This window comes from Jiangella sp. DSM 45060 (assembly GCF_900105175.1).
GTDB lineage: Bacteria > Actinomycetota > Actinomycetes > Jiangellales > Jiangellaceae > Jiangella.
Window position 1 is genome coordinate 2177166 of record NZ_LT629771.1, and the last position, 14072, is coordinate 2191237.

The following is a 14072-nucleotide window of genomic DNA, read 5'->3' on the forward strand; positions in this document are numbered from 1 at the left end:
CGGCGTGACGTTCCTCTCAGACGGATGGGACCCTGCGTCTCTGCTCACGGCGCCGTCGGCGAGACGGCCGTTCCACGGTCGAGCGTATCGACGTCACCCGGACGTGTGCCCGGCCGCTCGGCGGATTGGGCGCACCGTTAGACTCAACAGGCCATGCTGGCGGATGTTCCCACTCCCGCCTGTCGCTTCGACCACACGAAGGTGAACGTTGACGTCCGTCGAGCCGAGCCCTGCGGCGACCCGGCGCGCACCGGCGCCGCATGGGCGGTTGGGGCGGCTGGGAGCCGTCGTCGGAGCGTATGCGTCGCTCATGAAGCTGCGCGTCGTCGAGTTGCTGCTCATCACGACGCTGCCGGCCATGGTGCTGGCCGAGCGCGGGCTGCCGTCGCTGGGCCTGGCGCTGGCCACGCTGATCGCCGGAACGCTGGCCGGCGGTAGCGCGCACGCGTTCAACCAGGTGCTCGAGCGCGACATCGACGCCGTCATGCACCGCACCCGGCGCCGGCCGCTCGCCCGCGCCGTCGTCTCGCCGTACCGCGCGTTCGCGTTCGCGTCGCTGCTGCTCGTCGCGTCCGTCGCCATCATGCTGGCGTGGGTCAACCCGCTGGCCGCCGCGCTGACCATCGCGGCCAACCTGTTCTACGTCCTCGTCTACACCATGCTGCTGAAGCGGCGGACGTCGCAGAACATCGTGTGGGGCGGGGTGGCCGGCTGCGTGCCGACGCTAATCGGCTGGGCCGCCGTCACCGGGTCGCTCGACTGGCCGCCCGTCCTGCTGTTCCTCGTCGTCTTCTTCTGGACGCCGCCGCACTACTGGCCGCTGGCCATGCGCTACCGCGACGACTACGCACGGGCCGGCGTGCCCATGCTGCCGGTGGTCGCGCCGGCGCGCACGGTGGCGCTGCAGATCCTGCTCTACTCGTGGGCCATGGTCGCCACCACGTTCGTGCTCTGGCCGGTCGCATCGCTCGGCTGGATCTTCGGGGTGGCGTCCGTGCTGACCGGCGTCTGGTTCCTCGTCGAGGCGCACCGCCTGTACGGCCGCGCGAAGCGGACGCCCGACGGCGCCGGCCTCACCGCCATGCGGCTCTTCCACGGCTCCATCACCTACCTCACGGTGGTGTTCGTCGCGGTGATGGCCGACGTTCTGATCCTCGGCTGACCTGCGGTTCTTGACTCTCCAGTTACTGGAGACAGCACGGTGGTTCCCGTGAACGACGCCTTCCTGAGCATCGGCGACCTGGCCCGGCGCACCGGACTCCCGGTGAAGACGATCAGGTACTACGCCGACATCGGGCTGGTGCCGCCGACCGACCGATCCCCGGCGGGCTACCGCCGCTACGACGCCGTCGCGCTGGCCCGGCTGGATCTCGTCCGCACGCTCCGCGAGCTCGGCGTCGACCTCGCGACCGTCCGGCAGGTCCTCGACCGGACGCTGTCGCTGGCCGACATGGCGACGGCGCACGCCGCCGCCCTGGACGCGCAGATCCGGCTGCTCCGGACCCGCCGTTCGGTGCTGCGAGCGGTGGCCGCGCTGGGGATCGACGACCACGAGGAGCTGGATCTCATGAACCGCCTGGCCCACCTGTCCGCCGCCGAACGGCAGCAGATCATCGACGACTACTGGTCGTCGGCCTTCGAAGGGCTGGACACCGACCCCGCGTTCGCCGACCGCATGCGCTCCGTCCGCGTCGATCTCCCCGACGACCCGACCCCGGCCCAGGTGGAGGCCTGGGTCGAGCTGGCCGAGCTGGTGCAGGACCCGTCGTATCGGGCGCGGGTTCGGCAGATGGCCGAGGCCGGCGCCGCCGCTGCCGGCTCCGCCTCGTCCGGCTCGGACGCCGACTCTGCTTCGTCCAGCGGCGGCTCCGGCTCGTCTGGCCCGGCCGGCTCCGGCTCTGTGTCAGCGGGCCCGTCGCCGGAGGAGATGGCGCTCTACCAGAGCGTGTCCGAGCTCGTGACCCCGCTCCAGTCGGCCGACGTCCCGCCGACCTCACCGGAGGGCCAACTGGTCGTCGATCAGCTGGCGCCCCGCTTCGCCCACGCCCGCGGCGTTGACGACGACGCGGGCTTCCGCCGGGAGCTGGGCGAGCAGATCGCCCTCTTCTCCGACCGCCGGGTCGAGCGCTACTGGGAGCTCGTCGGCATCATCAACGGCTGGCCGGCCGCCCAGGTCAGCTCCGGCAGCGTCGCCGCCATGGAGTGGTTCGCCCAGGCGCTGATCGGGTCGGCCAGCGAGTAACCGGCCCCGGCGCCGCGATGCGCCGCGCGTCGGCATCGGTTGCGTTTCGGCGGCAGTCGGGTCCCCGCCCGGCTGGGAGGGCTTCCCACCCTACGGGCGGGCGCCGACAACGTCGCAGCAACGCGGCAGCGTCGCCGCCATGGAGCGGTTCGCCCAGGCGCTGATCGCGTCGGCCGGCGACCAACCGCTGCCCGGCGCCGGTCACGACACCTGGCGCGTGCTGCCGCGTTACCGCGCGGAGTACGGTCCCCGCCCGGCTGGGAGGGCTTCCCACCCTACGGGCGGGCGCCGACAACGTCGCAGCAACGCGGCAGCACGCCGCGTCCCGGCTCCACGGACGGTCCGACGTGGCGCACGGTTGGGTGGCCGTGTGGTGCGCACCCGTCCCGGCAGGTCGCGCATGAGGGCTCGGTCGTCGGGCTGACGTGGCGCTCGGCTGGGTGGCCGCGTGGGCGCACCCGTCCCGGCAGGTCGCGCATGAGGGCTCGGTCGTCGGGCTGACGTGGCGCCCAGTTGGGTGGCCGTGTGGTGCGCACCCGTCCCGGCAGGTCGCGCATGAGGGCTCGGTCGTCGGGCCGACGTGGCGCTCGGCTGGGTGGCCGCGTGGTCGCACCCGTCCCGGCACGGCGCACATGAGAGCATCGTCGCCGTGACGACGCTGCCGTGGCCGCCGGACTGGCGGCGTCCGCCCCTCAGCGGCTGGCTCGGTGTCGTCCTGTTCGGTGCCCTCGCGGCGTTCCTGGCGCTGGCAGCGGCCATCGCGGCCACCAGCCGGCAGTGGGTCGCGGTGGCCGTGATCGGCGGCGTCCTGCTGTTGCTCGCGCCGATCGCCGCCGTCAGCCGGCCCCGTCGCCCCGTGTCTGCCGCCGAGGTGTCGCTCGACCTGGACGGCCGCCGGCAGACCGGCGTGCGGATCCCCGTCCTCCCGACGTCGCCGCTGGTGAGCCTGGCGTTGGCGATCCTGGGGCTGGCGATCCTCGGGCTCGGGGTCGCGGCGCTCGTCATCGCCGCGACGGACGGCGACTGGGCGGCGGTGGTGGGCTTCGTCGTGCTGCTGGTCGTCGGGTCGGTGCTGGCGCTCGGCGGGATCGTCGGCCTGATCGCCTCCCGCCGGCGCCTGGGGCTGGACCTCACGCCGTCGCACCTGGTCGTCGGGCTGGGCGGCGACCCCGTCGAGCTCACCTGGGAACAGATCGACCGCATCGGCACCACGTCGGTCCGCTACGGATTCGCCCTGGCGCCGGTGCAGAACTGGCTGACGGTGGCGACGCGCGAGCCGGTCCCGGCTGGGCCGTCCAGTCGGCGCGCGGCGGCACTGGGCCGCATGACGTCGACGGCGCCGGCGCACACGGCCGCCGCGATCCCGGCCCAGCGGCTCGGGGCCGACCCCGTGCTCGTCTACCACGCGCTGCGGTACTACCTGGAGCGCGCGGACGCCCGCCCCGAACTCGGGTCGGGCGCCGCGCTGCGCCGGCTCGCGGCCGGTGAGGTCGTGCGCTGACCGGTCGGCTCAGAGCGGGTCGATGTCGTCGCGCCGCTCGACGTACTCCCTGGTGCGCGGTCGTTCGACGTACTCCGTGCTGCGGGCGCGCCGCGTCCGCATCGACGCGACCATCATCGACACGACGATGGCCAGCGCACCCACACCGGTGAGCACCCAGCCGATGACGCTCAGGTCGAAGTCGGCCAGCCGGTCCCTGACGCCGAGGGCCAGGATCAGGCCCAACGCCATCAGAAAGACTCCCAGACCGATACTCATATCGGACACACCTCCCGAATTGGCGGGAACGCCAGGGCAGATACCCGGCCGCCCGGTCGCCAAACGGCCGCCGTCTCCTGGCGCGCCCGTTCCCGCCGTCGTGGCGCTGGGCGTGTCGTCAGTGCGCGGTCGCGGCGGCCGGCTGGCGCGACGGCAGCCAGCGCGTGGCGAGCCAGGCGTCCGTCGCGGCCATGACCATGAGCGCGGCGCCGAGCATGTGCAGTCCGACCAGCAGTTCCGGCAGCTCGAGCCGATACTGCACCAGTCCGATGACGCCCTGTCCGAGCTCGACGGCGAGCAGCACCGCCGCCGCGCGCGCCGCTCGTCCGGGGGAGCCGACCGCCCGGGCCGTGAAGTACAGGCCGATCGAGAGGCCCATGAGCAGCAGCACCGAGTCCGCGTGCACCTGCGTCACCACGGCGACGTCGAGGCCGGTGCGCTTGGAATCGGGGTCGCCGGCGTGTGGGCCGCTGCCGGTGACGACCGCGCCCAGGTAGACGGCGACGGCGGTGACCACCAGCGTCAGCAGCCCGAGCCGTTCCAGCCACGGTTGCCCGACCCGCGCCGGTACCGCGCCGTGCGGCCGCTGCGTCCGTCTGACCAGCACAGTCGCGACGCCGACCAGCACGGCCGACACCAGGAAGTGGAACATGACGACCCACGGGTTCAGGTCGGTCCAGACGGTGATGCCGCCGATGACGGCCTGCGCCGGCACGACGCCCAGCAGCACGGCCGACAGCACCACGAGGTCGCGGCGCGGCCGATCCGACGTGAGCGTCCGCAACACCGCGACCAGCATCGCGAACGCGACCGCGCCGACCACGAACGTCAGCAGCCGGTTCCCGAACTCGATCGCCCCGTGCAGTCCCATCTCGGGCGTCGCGGCGATGGAACCGGCCGTGCAGTGCGGCCAGTCGGGGCAGCCGAGCCCGGAGTCGGTGAGCCGGACCGCGCCGCCCGTGACGATGATGCCGGCCTGCGTGACCAGCGACGCGACCGCCAGCCGCCGTAGTGCGAGCTCCGACGGGAGCGGCAGCCGCCGTACGAGCCGGGCGGCCCGGCCGGGCGCCGGAGCCGGAGTCGTCGGAAGGGTCGCGGTCACCACGTCATGGTAGGACGCGGCGGCCGGTCGCGATCTCCGGGTCGGCGTGCGCTGCCTCAATGGCGCGGTCCTGTCAAGGGCTGACGGTTTGCCCGACTCCCGACAGCGGTAGCCCGGAAGTTAGCCCTATCGGCTCCGTTGCTGCTCTTCGGTTAGCCCTGATTCGGGCAAACGCCCTGGCCATTCGGGCAAACGCCGAAACCGTCGAACGGGCCGGATCTGGGCTTAGCGTCCGGGTCATGGCCCTTCGATCCGTTCTTCTGCGCGCTGCCCTGGCGGTGGCGTCGGTGCTCGCTGCCGCCCTCAGCGGCGGCGGGCTGCTCGGTCGTGCGCCCGCTCTCCAAGAGGCGGCTCCTGCGGGCGGCGGGGCACCCGGCATGGGTGGCGTGGCCGCGTCCGGTGCGGGGGAGTACGGCGCGCCGGCCGCAACCGCCGGCCGGGTCGGCGCCGCCGAGCCGGCCAGGTCCGTCGTCCTCGCCGAGCGACGGCGGGCCGTGCTCACCACCTGCCGCTGCCACGGCGAGCGCGGGCCGGTGCCGGCCGGGCTCGCGGCGGCATGGTTCGTCCCACTTCGGTCGCCTCGGCACGGCCGCTCCGCTACCGTGCGTCTACGGGCACGCCGTGATCGCCGAGACAGCCGCCGTGGGCACGCCGGCGGGCTCTGGCAGTGGGCTCGTTCGCTGCGAACATCTGCGGGAGGCAAGGGACATGAGCGGCGCCACTCGGCTGCGACCGCCCCGGAACTGGCTCGACCATCGCGTCATGGCCTGGTGGCGAGCGCAGGTCGGCGTGCTGACGGCCGTGGTGGTGGTCCCGCTGCTGATCCTCGGTCTGCTCATCGCGCCGGCGCGGCCGTGGTTCCTGATCCCGGCGGCCGTGCTGACCGTCGTGGGGCTGCTCGCGATCCTGCTGCTGCCGCCGTGGTGGTTCCGGATCCATCGCTGGGAGGTCACCGATCAAGCCGTCTACACACGTGGTGGCGTGTTGTGGCAGGTCTGGCGGGTGGCCCCGATGTCACGCATCCAGACCGTCGACACCGTCCGCGGTCCGCTGCAGCGCGCCTTCGGCCTGTCGACGGTGACGGTGACGACGGCGTCCTCGGCGGGAGCGGTGAAGATCGAGGGCCTCGACCACGAGCAGGCCGCCGAACTCGCCGAGGAACTCACCCGTATCACCCACGACACCCCCGGCGACGCGACGTGAACGACTCCAGCTCCGGCGACCCGTCCGCCGAGCACGCGGCCCCCAGTGAGCGCGGTGACCCTGCCGGGCGCGCCGCCTCCGGTGAGCGCGGCGGCTCTGCCGAGCGCGCCACCCCGTCCGGGCGGAGCGGCCACGCCGCCGGTCCCGTCGATCACGCCTTCGACCTCCCGACCGTGCCCGCTCCCGGCCCGGCCACCAGCGCTACTCCCGGCGCGGCCGCCGCCGCTCCCGGCTCGGCCGAGCCTGTGGCCGCCCGTCATGCCGCCGGAGCCGACCCGGCGGCCGAGCCCGGAGCCGACGGCGGCCCCAGCGCCAGCGGCGGAGCCGGTGCCGAGGGCGGCCCCGGCTGGCTCGCGCTGCACCGCGACACTCTCAAGGTCACCGGCATCTGGGTCTTCATCCTGGCCCTCGGCGGCGCCATCCCCACCACCATCGGCGTCGGCTCCGGGACGTCCTACGGCATCGCGCTGGCGTGGGTCGTGCCGGCGGTGGCCCTGGTCGTGCTGGGCTCGGTCATCGCCGACTACGTGCGCTGGCGGCACAGCCGGTACCGGGTCACGCCGACGCGCATGGAACTGCACAAGGGCCTGATCTTCACGACGAAACGCTCCCTCGCCCGCGAACGCATCCGCACCGTCGACCTCTCGGCCGATCCGGTCCAGCGGCTGTTCGGGCTGGCGAAGGTGAGCATCGGCACGGGCGAGCAGATCGAGGCCGGCGGGCCGGGGCAGTCCCCGCAGACGTTGGTGCTCGATCCCGTCAGCCGCGACGAGGGCGAACGGCTGCGTGCGCTGCTGCTCGACCGCGCGCCGCTGGCCGCCGACGGCACCGAGCCGGGCGTGCGGGTGCTGGCCCGCTGGGACCCCGGCTGGCTCCGCTTCGCGCCGCTGTCGTTCTGGACGTTCGCGCTGGCGGGCATCGCGGTCGGCGGCCTGTTCCAGGTGCTGAACTGGTTCGGTCGCGAGAGCCTGCCGGTCGACGCCACCCGCGACATCGTCGAGGACATCGGGGCGACGCAGACGCTGGTGCTGTTCGCGGTGGTGTTCGTGCTGGTCGGGGTGGTGGCGACGCTGGCGCTCACGCTGGAGGCGTGGTGGGCTTACCGGCTGGAACGCGAGCCGGGCGGGACCTTACGGGTCCGGCGTGGGCTGCTCACCACGCGCTCGGTCAGCATCGAGGAGCAGCGCATTCGCGGCGTCGAGATCGTCGAGCCGCTCGGCGTGCGGTCCGCCGGCGCGGCGCGGGTCGACGTCGTCACGACCGGCCTGCGCACCGACCCCAAGTCCGAGGCGTCGACGCTGCTGCCCGCCGCCCCGATGACGGTGGCCGCGTCCGTGGCCGCCGCCGTCGCCGGTGTGCGGCCCGGCGGACGGCTGCGACGACATCCGGCGGCGGCGCGGGCGCGGCGGCTGCGCTGGGCTCTCGCGGCCGACGCCGTGCTGGCGGCGGTGGTGGTGTGGCTGGCGGTCGCGTCGCCGGTGCGCGACTTCTGGGCCATCGTGCTGACGGTGCTGGCCGCGGCCGCGTGCGTGGCCCTGGTGCTACTGGCCGGCGACGCGTACCGGTCGCTCGGCCACGATCTCGACGGTGAGTTCCTGGTCGCCCGCAAGGGCAGTGTCCGCCGGGCGACGGTGTATCTGCAGCGGCAGGGCATCATCGGCTGGCGCGCGAGCCAGTCGGTGTTCCAGCGCCGGGCCGGCCTGCTGACCCTCACCGCCACGACAGCGGCCGGCGCACGGCGCTACTCGGTCATCGACGCCGACGAGCACGAGGTCCTCGAGTTCGGCGCCGAGGCCGTCCCCGGTCTGCTCGATCCCTTCCTCGTCCGCGACCGGCCGACCGCCGGCCTGACCGAGGAGGTGTCGCTCGGGGAGCCGTGACCACGACCGATCACGCGGCGTTCCCAGCCCCACGCGGGCGGCGCCGGGACTGCGTACGGGGCTGAGCTCCCCGTGGGGCTGAGCTGCGCGTGGGGGCTGAGGCCCGCGTGGACGCTGAGGCCCGCGTGGGGCTGCGCTCCCCTTGGGGGCTGAGCTGCGCGTGGGGCTGCGCTCCCCGTGGGGGCTGAGCTGCGCGTGGGGCTGCGCTCCCCGTGGGAGCTGAGCCGCCGCCCCCGCCCGCTCGGGCCCAGGCCGCCGGGGTTTGCGCCGGGTGCTGGCTCACTCCCAGCGGAACCAGCGAGCCGCCGCGGTGAGGCCGGCCAGCGCCCAGGCCGCCAGCACGGCGACCGATCCCCACGGCAGGCCCGCGCCGTCCGCCAGGACCGACCGCAGCCCGTCGGCCAGGGCGCCGGTCGGCGTGAGTTCTAGCACCGTCCGCAGACCCGACGGGAAGCCGGACAGCGGGATCACCACGCCGCCGAGCACCAGGAGCAACAGGTAGACGAGGTTCGCCGCGGCGAGCGTGGCCTCGGCGCGGAGCGTGCCTGCCATCAGCAGGCCGAGTCCGGCGAACGCCAGCGTCCCGGCGACCAGCAGCACGGCCACGGCCAGCGGCGATCCCGACGGCCGCCAGCCCAGTGCCAGCCCCAGCCCGCCGACCAGCACCACCTGGAACGCCTCGACCACCAGCACGGTCAGCGCCTTGGCCAGCAGCAACGTCCAGCGGGGGAGCGGTGACACGGCCAGGCGTTTCAGCGCGCCGTAGCGGCGCTCGTACCCGGTCGCGATGGCCAGCGACGTGAACGCCGTCGACATCACGCACAGCGCCAGGACGCCGGGCACGAGGAAGTCGACCCGCTCGTAGTCGCCCGTGTCGAACACCGGCGCGGCGGTCAGCAACCACAACAGCACGACCGGGATGGCGGCGGTCAGCAGCAACTGCTCGCCGTTGCGCAACAGCAGCCGGACCTCGAACAGCGTCTGGGCCAGCAGCATCCGGCCGATCGGCGCCGCACCGGGCGCCGGCGTGAACAGCGAGCTCCGGGCCGACGCAGGGTCCGGCTGGGGCGCGGACGACGGCTCCGGCGGCGGCGAGGACGGGCCGGGCGAGGGGGCGGGCGCGGACGAAGGACCGGCCGCGCGCGACGATCCGGGCGACCCGGGCGCGGGCGTGGACGAGGGGTCGGGTGCGGACGACGGCTCCGGCGGCGACGCGGACGAAGGACCGGCCGCGCGCGACGATCCGGGCGACCCGGGCGCGGGCGTGGACGAGGGGTCGGGTGCGGACGACGGCTCCGGCGGCGACGCGGACGAAGGACCGGCCGCGCGCGACGATCCGGGCGACCCGGGCGCGGGCGTGGACGAGGGGTCGGGTGCGGACGACGGCTCCGGCGGCGACGCGGACGAAGGACCGGCCGCGCGCGACGATCCGGGCGGGGTTGAGGGCCCGGCGGGGCGTCCCGGCGGCGTCGAGGCGTCGCCGGGCGGGGTGGTGGTCACGGCGCCGTCCTTCCGGCCGAGGCTCCGATCAGCTCCAGGTACACGTCCTCCAGCGACCGGTGCCCGACCTGCAGACCCTCGGCCAGGATGTCGTTCGCCGCGCACCAGGAGGTCAGCGTGGCCAGCAGGCGCGGATCGACCGGGGCCGTCACCTCGTACGAGCCGGGCGCCACCTCGCGCACCGTCGCCACGTCGGGCAGGGCGGCGCGCAGCGAGGCGACGTCCAGGCGGGGCGGGCCGCCGAAGCGGATGACGTCGTCCGAGAGGCCGCTGGTCAGCTCCTGCGGCGTCCCCTCGGCGAGCACCCGGCCGCCGTCGATGATGACGACGTGGTCGGCGAGCCGCTCGGCCTCGTCGATGAGGTGCGTCGTCAGCACGACGGTGACCCCGGAGGCCCGCAGCTCGTCCAGCAACTGCCACGTCGCGCGGCGGCCCTGTGGGTCCAGCCCGGCCGTCGGTTCGTCGAGGAAGACCAGTTCCGGCCGCCCGACCAGCGCCGCCGCCAGCGCGACCCGCTGCCGCTCGCCGCCGGACAGCCGCCGCAGCGGCGCCCGCCCACGCGCCAGCGATTCCAGGCCCAGCCGCGCCACCAGCATCGAGACGTCCAGCGGCGACGCGTGCAGCCGGGCCAGGTGGGTGAGCAGCTCGACCGGCCGCGCGCCGGGGTAGAAGCCGGCGCCGTCCTGCAGCATGACGCCGACCCGCGGCCGCAGCTCGGCGCCGTCGCGCCAGGGATCGAGCCCGAGCACGCGGACGGAGCCGGCGTCGGGGCGGCGGAAGCCCTCGCAGATCTCGACGGTCGTGGTCTTGCCGGCGCCGTTCGGGCCGAGGACAGCGGTGATCGTCCCCGCCGCCACCTGGAAGGACAGCCCGTCGACGGCGGTGACGGCGTCGTAGCGCTTGACCAGAGAGGCGATCTCGACGGCCGGCGCTGCGCTCATCCCGCGAGTCTCGCACGACCCGCCGGAGCCGCCGACGGCCGGTCGGACCGGCGCGGGCTCACCGTTCGCCCACGTCGTCCTGCTCGTCGACGACCTCCGGCTCGCGGGCCGCGCGGGCCGGGCCGACCACGAACGCGAGGGTGAAGACCAGCAGGCCGACGCCGGTCAGGATCCAGCCGATGACGCTGAGGTCGAACGCGCCCGCCCGATCGCGAACGCCGAGCGCCAGGATCAGTCCCAGGGTCATCAGGAAGATGCCGCGGCCAAGGGTCATGTCCGGCACGTACCCGCGACCAACCCACACAAACCGGCACCGGCCCGCGATCACGCCGCCGCGGGTCCGGCATGCCGCCAGGCCTCCGCCGGGATCCGGTCGAGCACGTCCGACAGCGCGCCGAGCCCCTCCAGCAGCCGGTCCGGAGTGAGCCGGCCGGCCCGGTAGCCGACCATCGTGTCGCCGGCGAACCGCCACTCCCAGGCGGGGCCGGCCTCGAGCCGCTCGACGACCAGCGGCTGCAGGACGGTGGCCGCGAACAGCTGGTCCGCGCAGGCCACGTGGAAGCGGCGCCCGGGCCCGCCGGGGACGTCCGCGCCGGGCCGGTCGAACAGGCGGGTGGCTGTGCTGGTGACGGCATTCCTCCTGGTCACGGCAAGCTCGGGGACGGCGGACGGCAGCGGGATGGTGACGACGGCGCGCCGGTGCGGGATCGCGGTCTTCGCGGTGGGCGACGGGGTGATCTCGTAGAGGTACTCGAACGCGACGAAGTCACGGCCGCGGTGTGTGCCGCTGACGACCGGACGCGCGACGCCGCCGCCCGGGTGGAACGGCGGGCCCGGCCAGCGCCGGGTGAGGTCGACCTCCGGCCGCGCGCCGACGCCAGAGCCGTCAGAGCCGTCCGAGCCGCCGAAGCCGTCCGCGCCGTCCGAGCCCGAGCCCGAGCCCGAGCTGTCCGAGCCGGCCACGCCGTCTGAGGCGCCAACGGGCCTCGAGCCGCCCACACTGAACCGCCAGCCGCGGGACCGGCCGAACTCGCGCAGGTCGGCCAGCCGGCGCTGGGCGGTGAACCGTTCGTGGCGCAGCCCTACGACCACCGCGCCGGCCAGCGCGGCGAACAGCAGGACGACGGCCGGTTCCATGGTCGGCACCTACCCGCACGCGCCGACGATCATGTCCCCGCGCCCGGCCCTCGTACCAAGGTAAGGCTGACCTGCGTGATGCATCGCACGATGAGGAGGTTGAGACGGCGCAGGAAAAAGAGCACGATGGTGTTGTGAAAAACGTGCGCGACGCCACCAGGGCACCGGGCGACGAGCCCGGCGTCCAGGAGGCGCATGCGCGCACCCGCGAGCGGGTCGCCCGCTCCATCCTCGAGAACGGCCCGTCGACGGCGGCCGCCCTGGGCGAGCGCCTGGGGCTGACCCCGGCGGCAGTCCGGCGCCACCTCGACACCCTGCTGGGCGACGGCGTCATCGAGTCCCGCGAAGAGCGAGTCTACGGCCACCGTGGCCGCGGCCGCCCGGCGAAGGTGTTCGTGCTGACGCCGGCCGGCCGCGACGCGTTCGAGCAGGCCTATGACGATCTCGCGGTCGGCGCGCTGAAGTTCCTCGCCGAGACCGGCGGAGAGCACCTGGTCGCCGAGTTCGCGCGTCGCCGGATCGCCGACCTCGAGGAGCGGTACCGCCCTATCATCGAGTCGGTACCTCCCGAGCAGCGCGCGGCCGCGCTCGCCGACGCCCTCAGCGCCGACGGGTACGCCGCGTCGGCCCAGGCGTCGCCGGTCACCGGCGAGCAGCTGTGCCAGCACCACTGCCCGGTGGCGCACGTCGCCGAGCAGTTCCCGCAGTTGTGCGAGGCCGAAACCGAGGCGTTCGCCCGGCTGCTCGACACCCACGTCCAGCGCATCGCCACCATCGCGCACGGTGAAGGTGTCTGCACCACGCACATCCCCCGGGGCGGCAGCGCCACGGAAACCGCAGGAAAGACGGAGAGGATCTCCCAGATATGACCACCACCGCTCACCCCGAGCTCGAGGGCCTGGGTCGTTACGAGTACGGCTGGGCCGACAGCGACACCGCCGGCGCGGCCGCGCAGCGCGGGCTGAACGAGGACGTGGTCCGTGGGATCTCCGCCCTCAAGAACGAGCCCGAGTGGATGCTCGAGACCCGCCTCAAGGCGCTGCGGCTGTTCGACAAGAAGCCGATGCCGACGTGGGGCGCCGACCTCTCGACCATCGACTTCGACAACATCAAGTACTTCGTCCGGTCGACGGAGAAGCAGGCGGCCTCGTGGGAGGACCTCCCCGAGGACATCAAGAACACCTACGACAAGCTCGGCATCCCCGAGGCCGAGAAGCAGCGCCTCGTCGCCGGCGTCGCGGCGCAGTACGAGTCCGAGGTCGTCTACCACAAGATCCGTGAGGACCTCGAGGAGCAGGGCGTCATCTTCCTCGACACCGACACCGGCCTGCGGGAGCACCCCGAGCTGTTCAAGGAGTACTTCGCCTCGGTCATCCCGGCCGGCGACAACAAGTTCTCCGCGCTGAACACCGCGGTCTGGTCCGGCGGCTCGTTCATCTACGTGCCGAAGGGCGTGCACGTCGAGATCCCGCTGCAGGCCTACTTCCGCATCAACACCGAGAACATGGGCCAGTTCGAGCGGACGCTGATCATCGCCGACGAGGACTCCTACGTCCACTACGTCGAGGGCTGCACGGCACCCATCTACACGTCCGACTCCCTGCACAGCGCGGTCGTCGAGATCGTGGTGAAGAAGGGCGCCCGGGTCCGGTACACGACCATCCAGAACTGGTCGAACAACGTGTACAACCTGGTGACGAAGCGCGCCACGGCCGCCGAGGGCGCCACCATGGAGTGGATCGACGGCAACATCGGCTCGAAGATCACCATGAAGTACCCGGCCATCTACCTCATGGGCGAGCACGCCAAGGGCGAGACGCTGTCGCTGGCGTTCGCCGGCGAGGGCCAGCACCAGGACTCCGGTTCCAAGATGGTGCACATGGCGCCGAACACGTCCAGCTCCATCGTGTCGAAGTCGGTCGCCCGCGGCGGCGGCCGCACGTCGTACCGCGGCCTGGTGCAGGTCATGCCGCGCGCCACCACCAGCGCCAGCACGGTGCGCTGCGACGCGCTGCTGGTCGACACCATCTCGCGGTCCGACACCTACCCGTACGTCGACATCCGCAACGACGACGTCTCCATGGGCCACGAGGCCACCGTCTCCAAGGTCAGCGAGGACCAGCTCTTCTACCTGATGAGCCGCGGCCTCACCGAGGAAGAGGCCATGGCCATGATCGTGCGCGGCTTCATCGAGCCCATCGCGCGCGAGTTGCCCATGGAGTACGCGCTGGAGCTGAACCGGCTGATCGAGCTGCAGATGGAGGGCGCGGTCGGCTGACGCCGCCGCCCGAAGCCAGCAGCCCGAGAC

The 14072-nt window shown here is 73.6% G+C and carries 13 protein-coding genes; 7 read left to right on the top strand and 6 right to left on the bottom strand.

Going from position 1 to position 14072, the window contains the following annotated elements; all coding sequences use genetic code 11:
- Positions 1 to 208 precede the first annotated feature (208 nt).
- The 3 genes from BLU82_RS09685 to BLU82_RS09695 all read left to right on the top strand — a co-directional run bounded on the left by BLU82_RS09685 (position 209) and on the right by BLU82_RS09695 (position 3743).
- Positions 209 to 1162: a heme o synthase gene (locus BLU82_RS09685; RefSeq protein ID WP_092619064.1), complete on the top strand. Its 954-nt coding sequence runs from the start codon at positions 209 to 211 to the stop codon at positions 1160 to 1162.
- Between the two features lie 48 nt (positions 1163 to 1210).
- Entirely contained in the window at positions 1211 to 2242 is a 1032-nt protein-coding gene (locus BLU82_RS09690; RefSeq protein ID WP_092619067.1) for a MerR family transcriptional regulator, read from the top strand.
- A gap of 649 nt (positions 2243 to 2891) precedes the next feature.
- Positions 2892 to 3743: a hypothetical protein gene (locus BLU82_RS09695; protein WP_157740769.1), complete on the top strand. Its 852-nt coding sequence runs from the start codon at positions 2892 to 2894 to the stop codon at positions 3741 to 3743.
- Between the two features lie 9 nt (positions 3744 to 3752).
- Here BLU82_RS09695 and BLU82_RS09700 read toward each other — a convergent pair whose 3' ends face one another.
- Both BLU82_RS09700 and BLU82_RS09705 read right to left on the bottom strand, forming a co-directional pair.
- Complete coding sequence (locus BLU82_RS09700) at positions 3753 to 4001, bottom strand: DUF6458 family protein (RefSeq protein WP_069114116.1); 249 nt, start codon at positions 3999 to 4001, stop codon at positions 3753 to 3755.
- 118 nt (positions 4002 to 4119) lie between these two features.
- On the bottom strand, positions 4120 to 5103 hold the full coding sequence (locus tag BLU82_RS09705; RefSeq protein WP_197682841.1) for a heme A synthase: 984 nt from the start codon (positions 5101 to 5103) through the stop codon (positions 4120 to 4122).
- Between the two features lie 708 nt (positions 5104 to 5811).
- On the opposite strand from BLU82_RS09705, the gene BLU82_RS09710 reads away from it, so the two are divergent.
- Positions 5812 to 6306 (top strand): PH domain-containing protein, encoded by a 495-nt coding sequence (locus tag BLU82_RS09710; RefSeq protein WP_092619074.1) that lies wholly within the window; start codon positions 5812 to 5814, stop codon positions 6304 to 6306.
- Positions 6303 to 8186, top strand: coding sequence for a PH domain-containing protein (locus tag BLU82_RS09715; RefSeq protein WP_197682842.1), 1884 nt, complete (start codon positions 6303 to 6305; stop codon positions 8184 to 8186). Before BLU82_RS09710 ends, BLU82_RS09715 begins: the two co-directional genes overlap by 4 nt.
- 279 nt (positions 8187 to 8465) lie before the next feature.
- On the opposite strand, the gene BLU82_RS09720 is transcribed toward BLU82_RS09715, so the two are convergent.
- The 4 genes from BLU82_RS09720 to BLU82_RS09735 form a co-directional block, all read right to left on the bottom strand.
- A complete protein-coding gene (locus BLU82_RS09720) occupies positions 8466 to 9182 on the bottom strand; it encodes an ABC transporter permease (RefSeq protein WP_092619077.1) in 717 nt (238 codons plus the stop codon).
- A 500-nt stretch (positions 9183 to 9682) separates the two neighbouring features.
- Positions 9683 to 10627, bottom strand: coding sequence for an ABC transporter ATP-binding protein (locus BLU82_RS09725; protein ID WP_092619080.1), 945 nt, complete (start codon positions 10625 to 10627; stop codon positions 9683 to 9685).
- A gap of 58 nt (positions 10628 to 10685) precedes the next feature.
- Entirely contained in the window at positions 10686 to 10901 is a 216-nt protein-coding gene (locus tag BLU82_RS09730; RefSeq protein WP_092619083.1) for a DUF6458 family protein, read from the bottom strand.
- Between the two features lie 50 nt (positions 10902 to 10951).
- The gene (locus BLU82_RS09735; RefSeq protein ID WP_092619086.1) at positions 10952 to 11764 is read right to left on the bottom strand and encodes a hypothetical protein; all 813 of its coding nucleotides are present in this window, start codon (positions 11762 to 11764) and stop codon (positions 10952 to 10954) included.
- A 134-nt stretch (positions 11765 to 11898) separates the two neighbouring features.
- Here BLU82_RS09735 and BLU82_RS09740 point away from each other — a divergent pair, with 134 nt between their 5' ends.
- Together BLU82_RS09740 and sufB are read left to right on the top strand one after the other, a co-directional pair.
- The gene (locus BLU82_RS09740; RefSeq protein WP_092619089.1) at positions 11899 to 12633 is read left to right on the top strand and encodes a metalloregulator ArsR/SmtB family transcription factor; all 735 of its coding nucleotides are present in this window, start codon (positions 11899 to 11901) and stop codon (positions 12631 to 12633) included.
- Positions 12630 to 14042, top strand: coding sequence for a Fe-S cluster assembly protein SufB (gene sufB, locus BLU82_RS09745; RefSeq protein WP_092619092.1), 1413 nt, complete (start codon positions 12630 to 12632; stop codon positions 14040 to 14042). Before BLU82_RS09740 ends, sufB begins: the two co-directional genes overlap by 4 nt.
- Positions 14043 to 14072 lie beyond the last annotated feature (30 nt).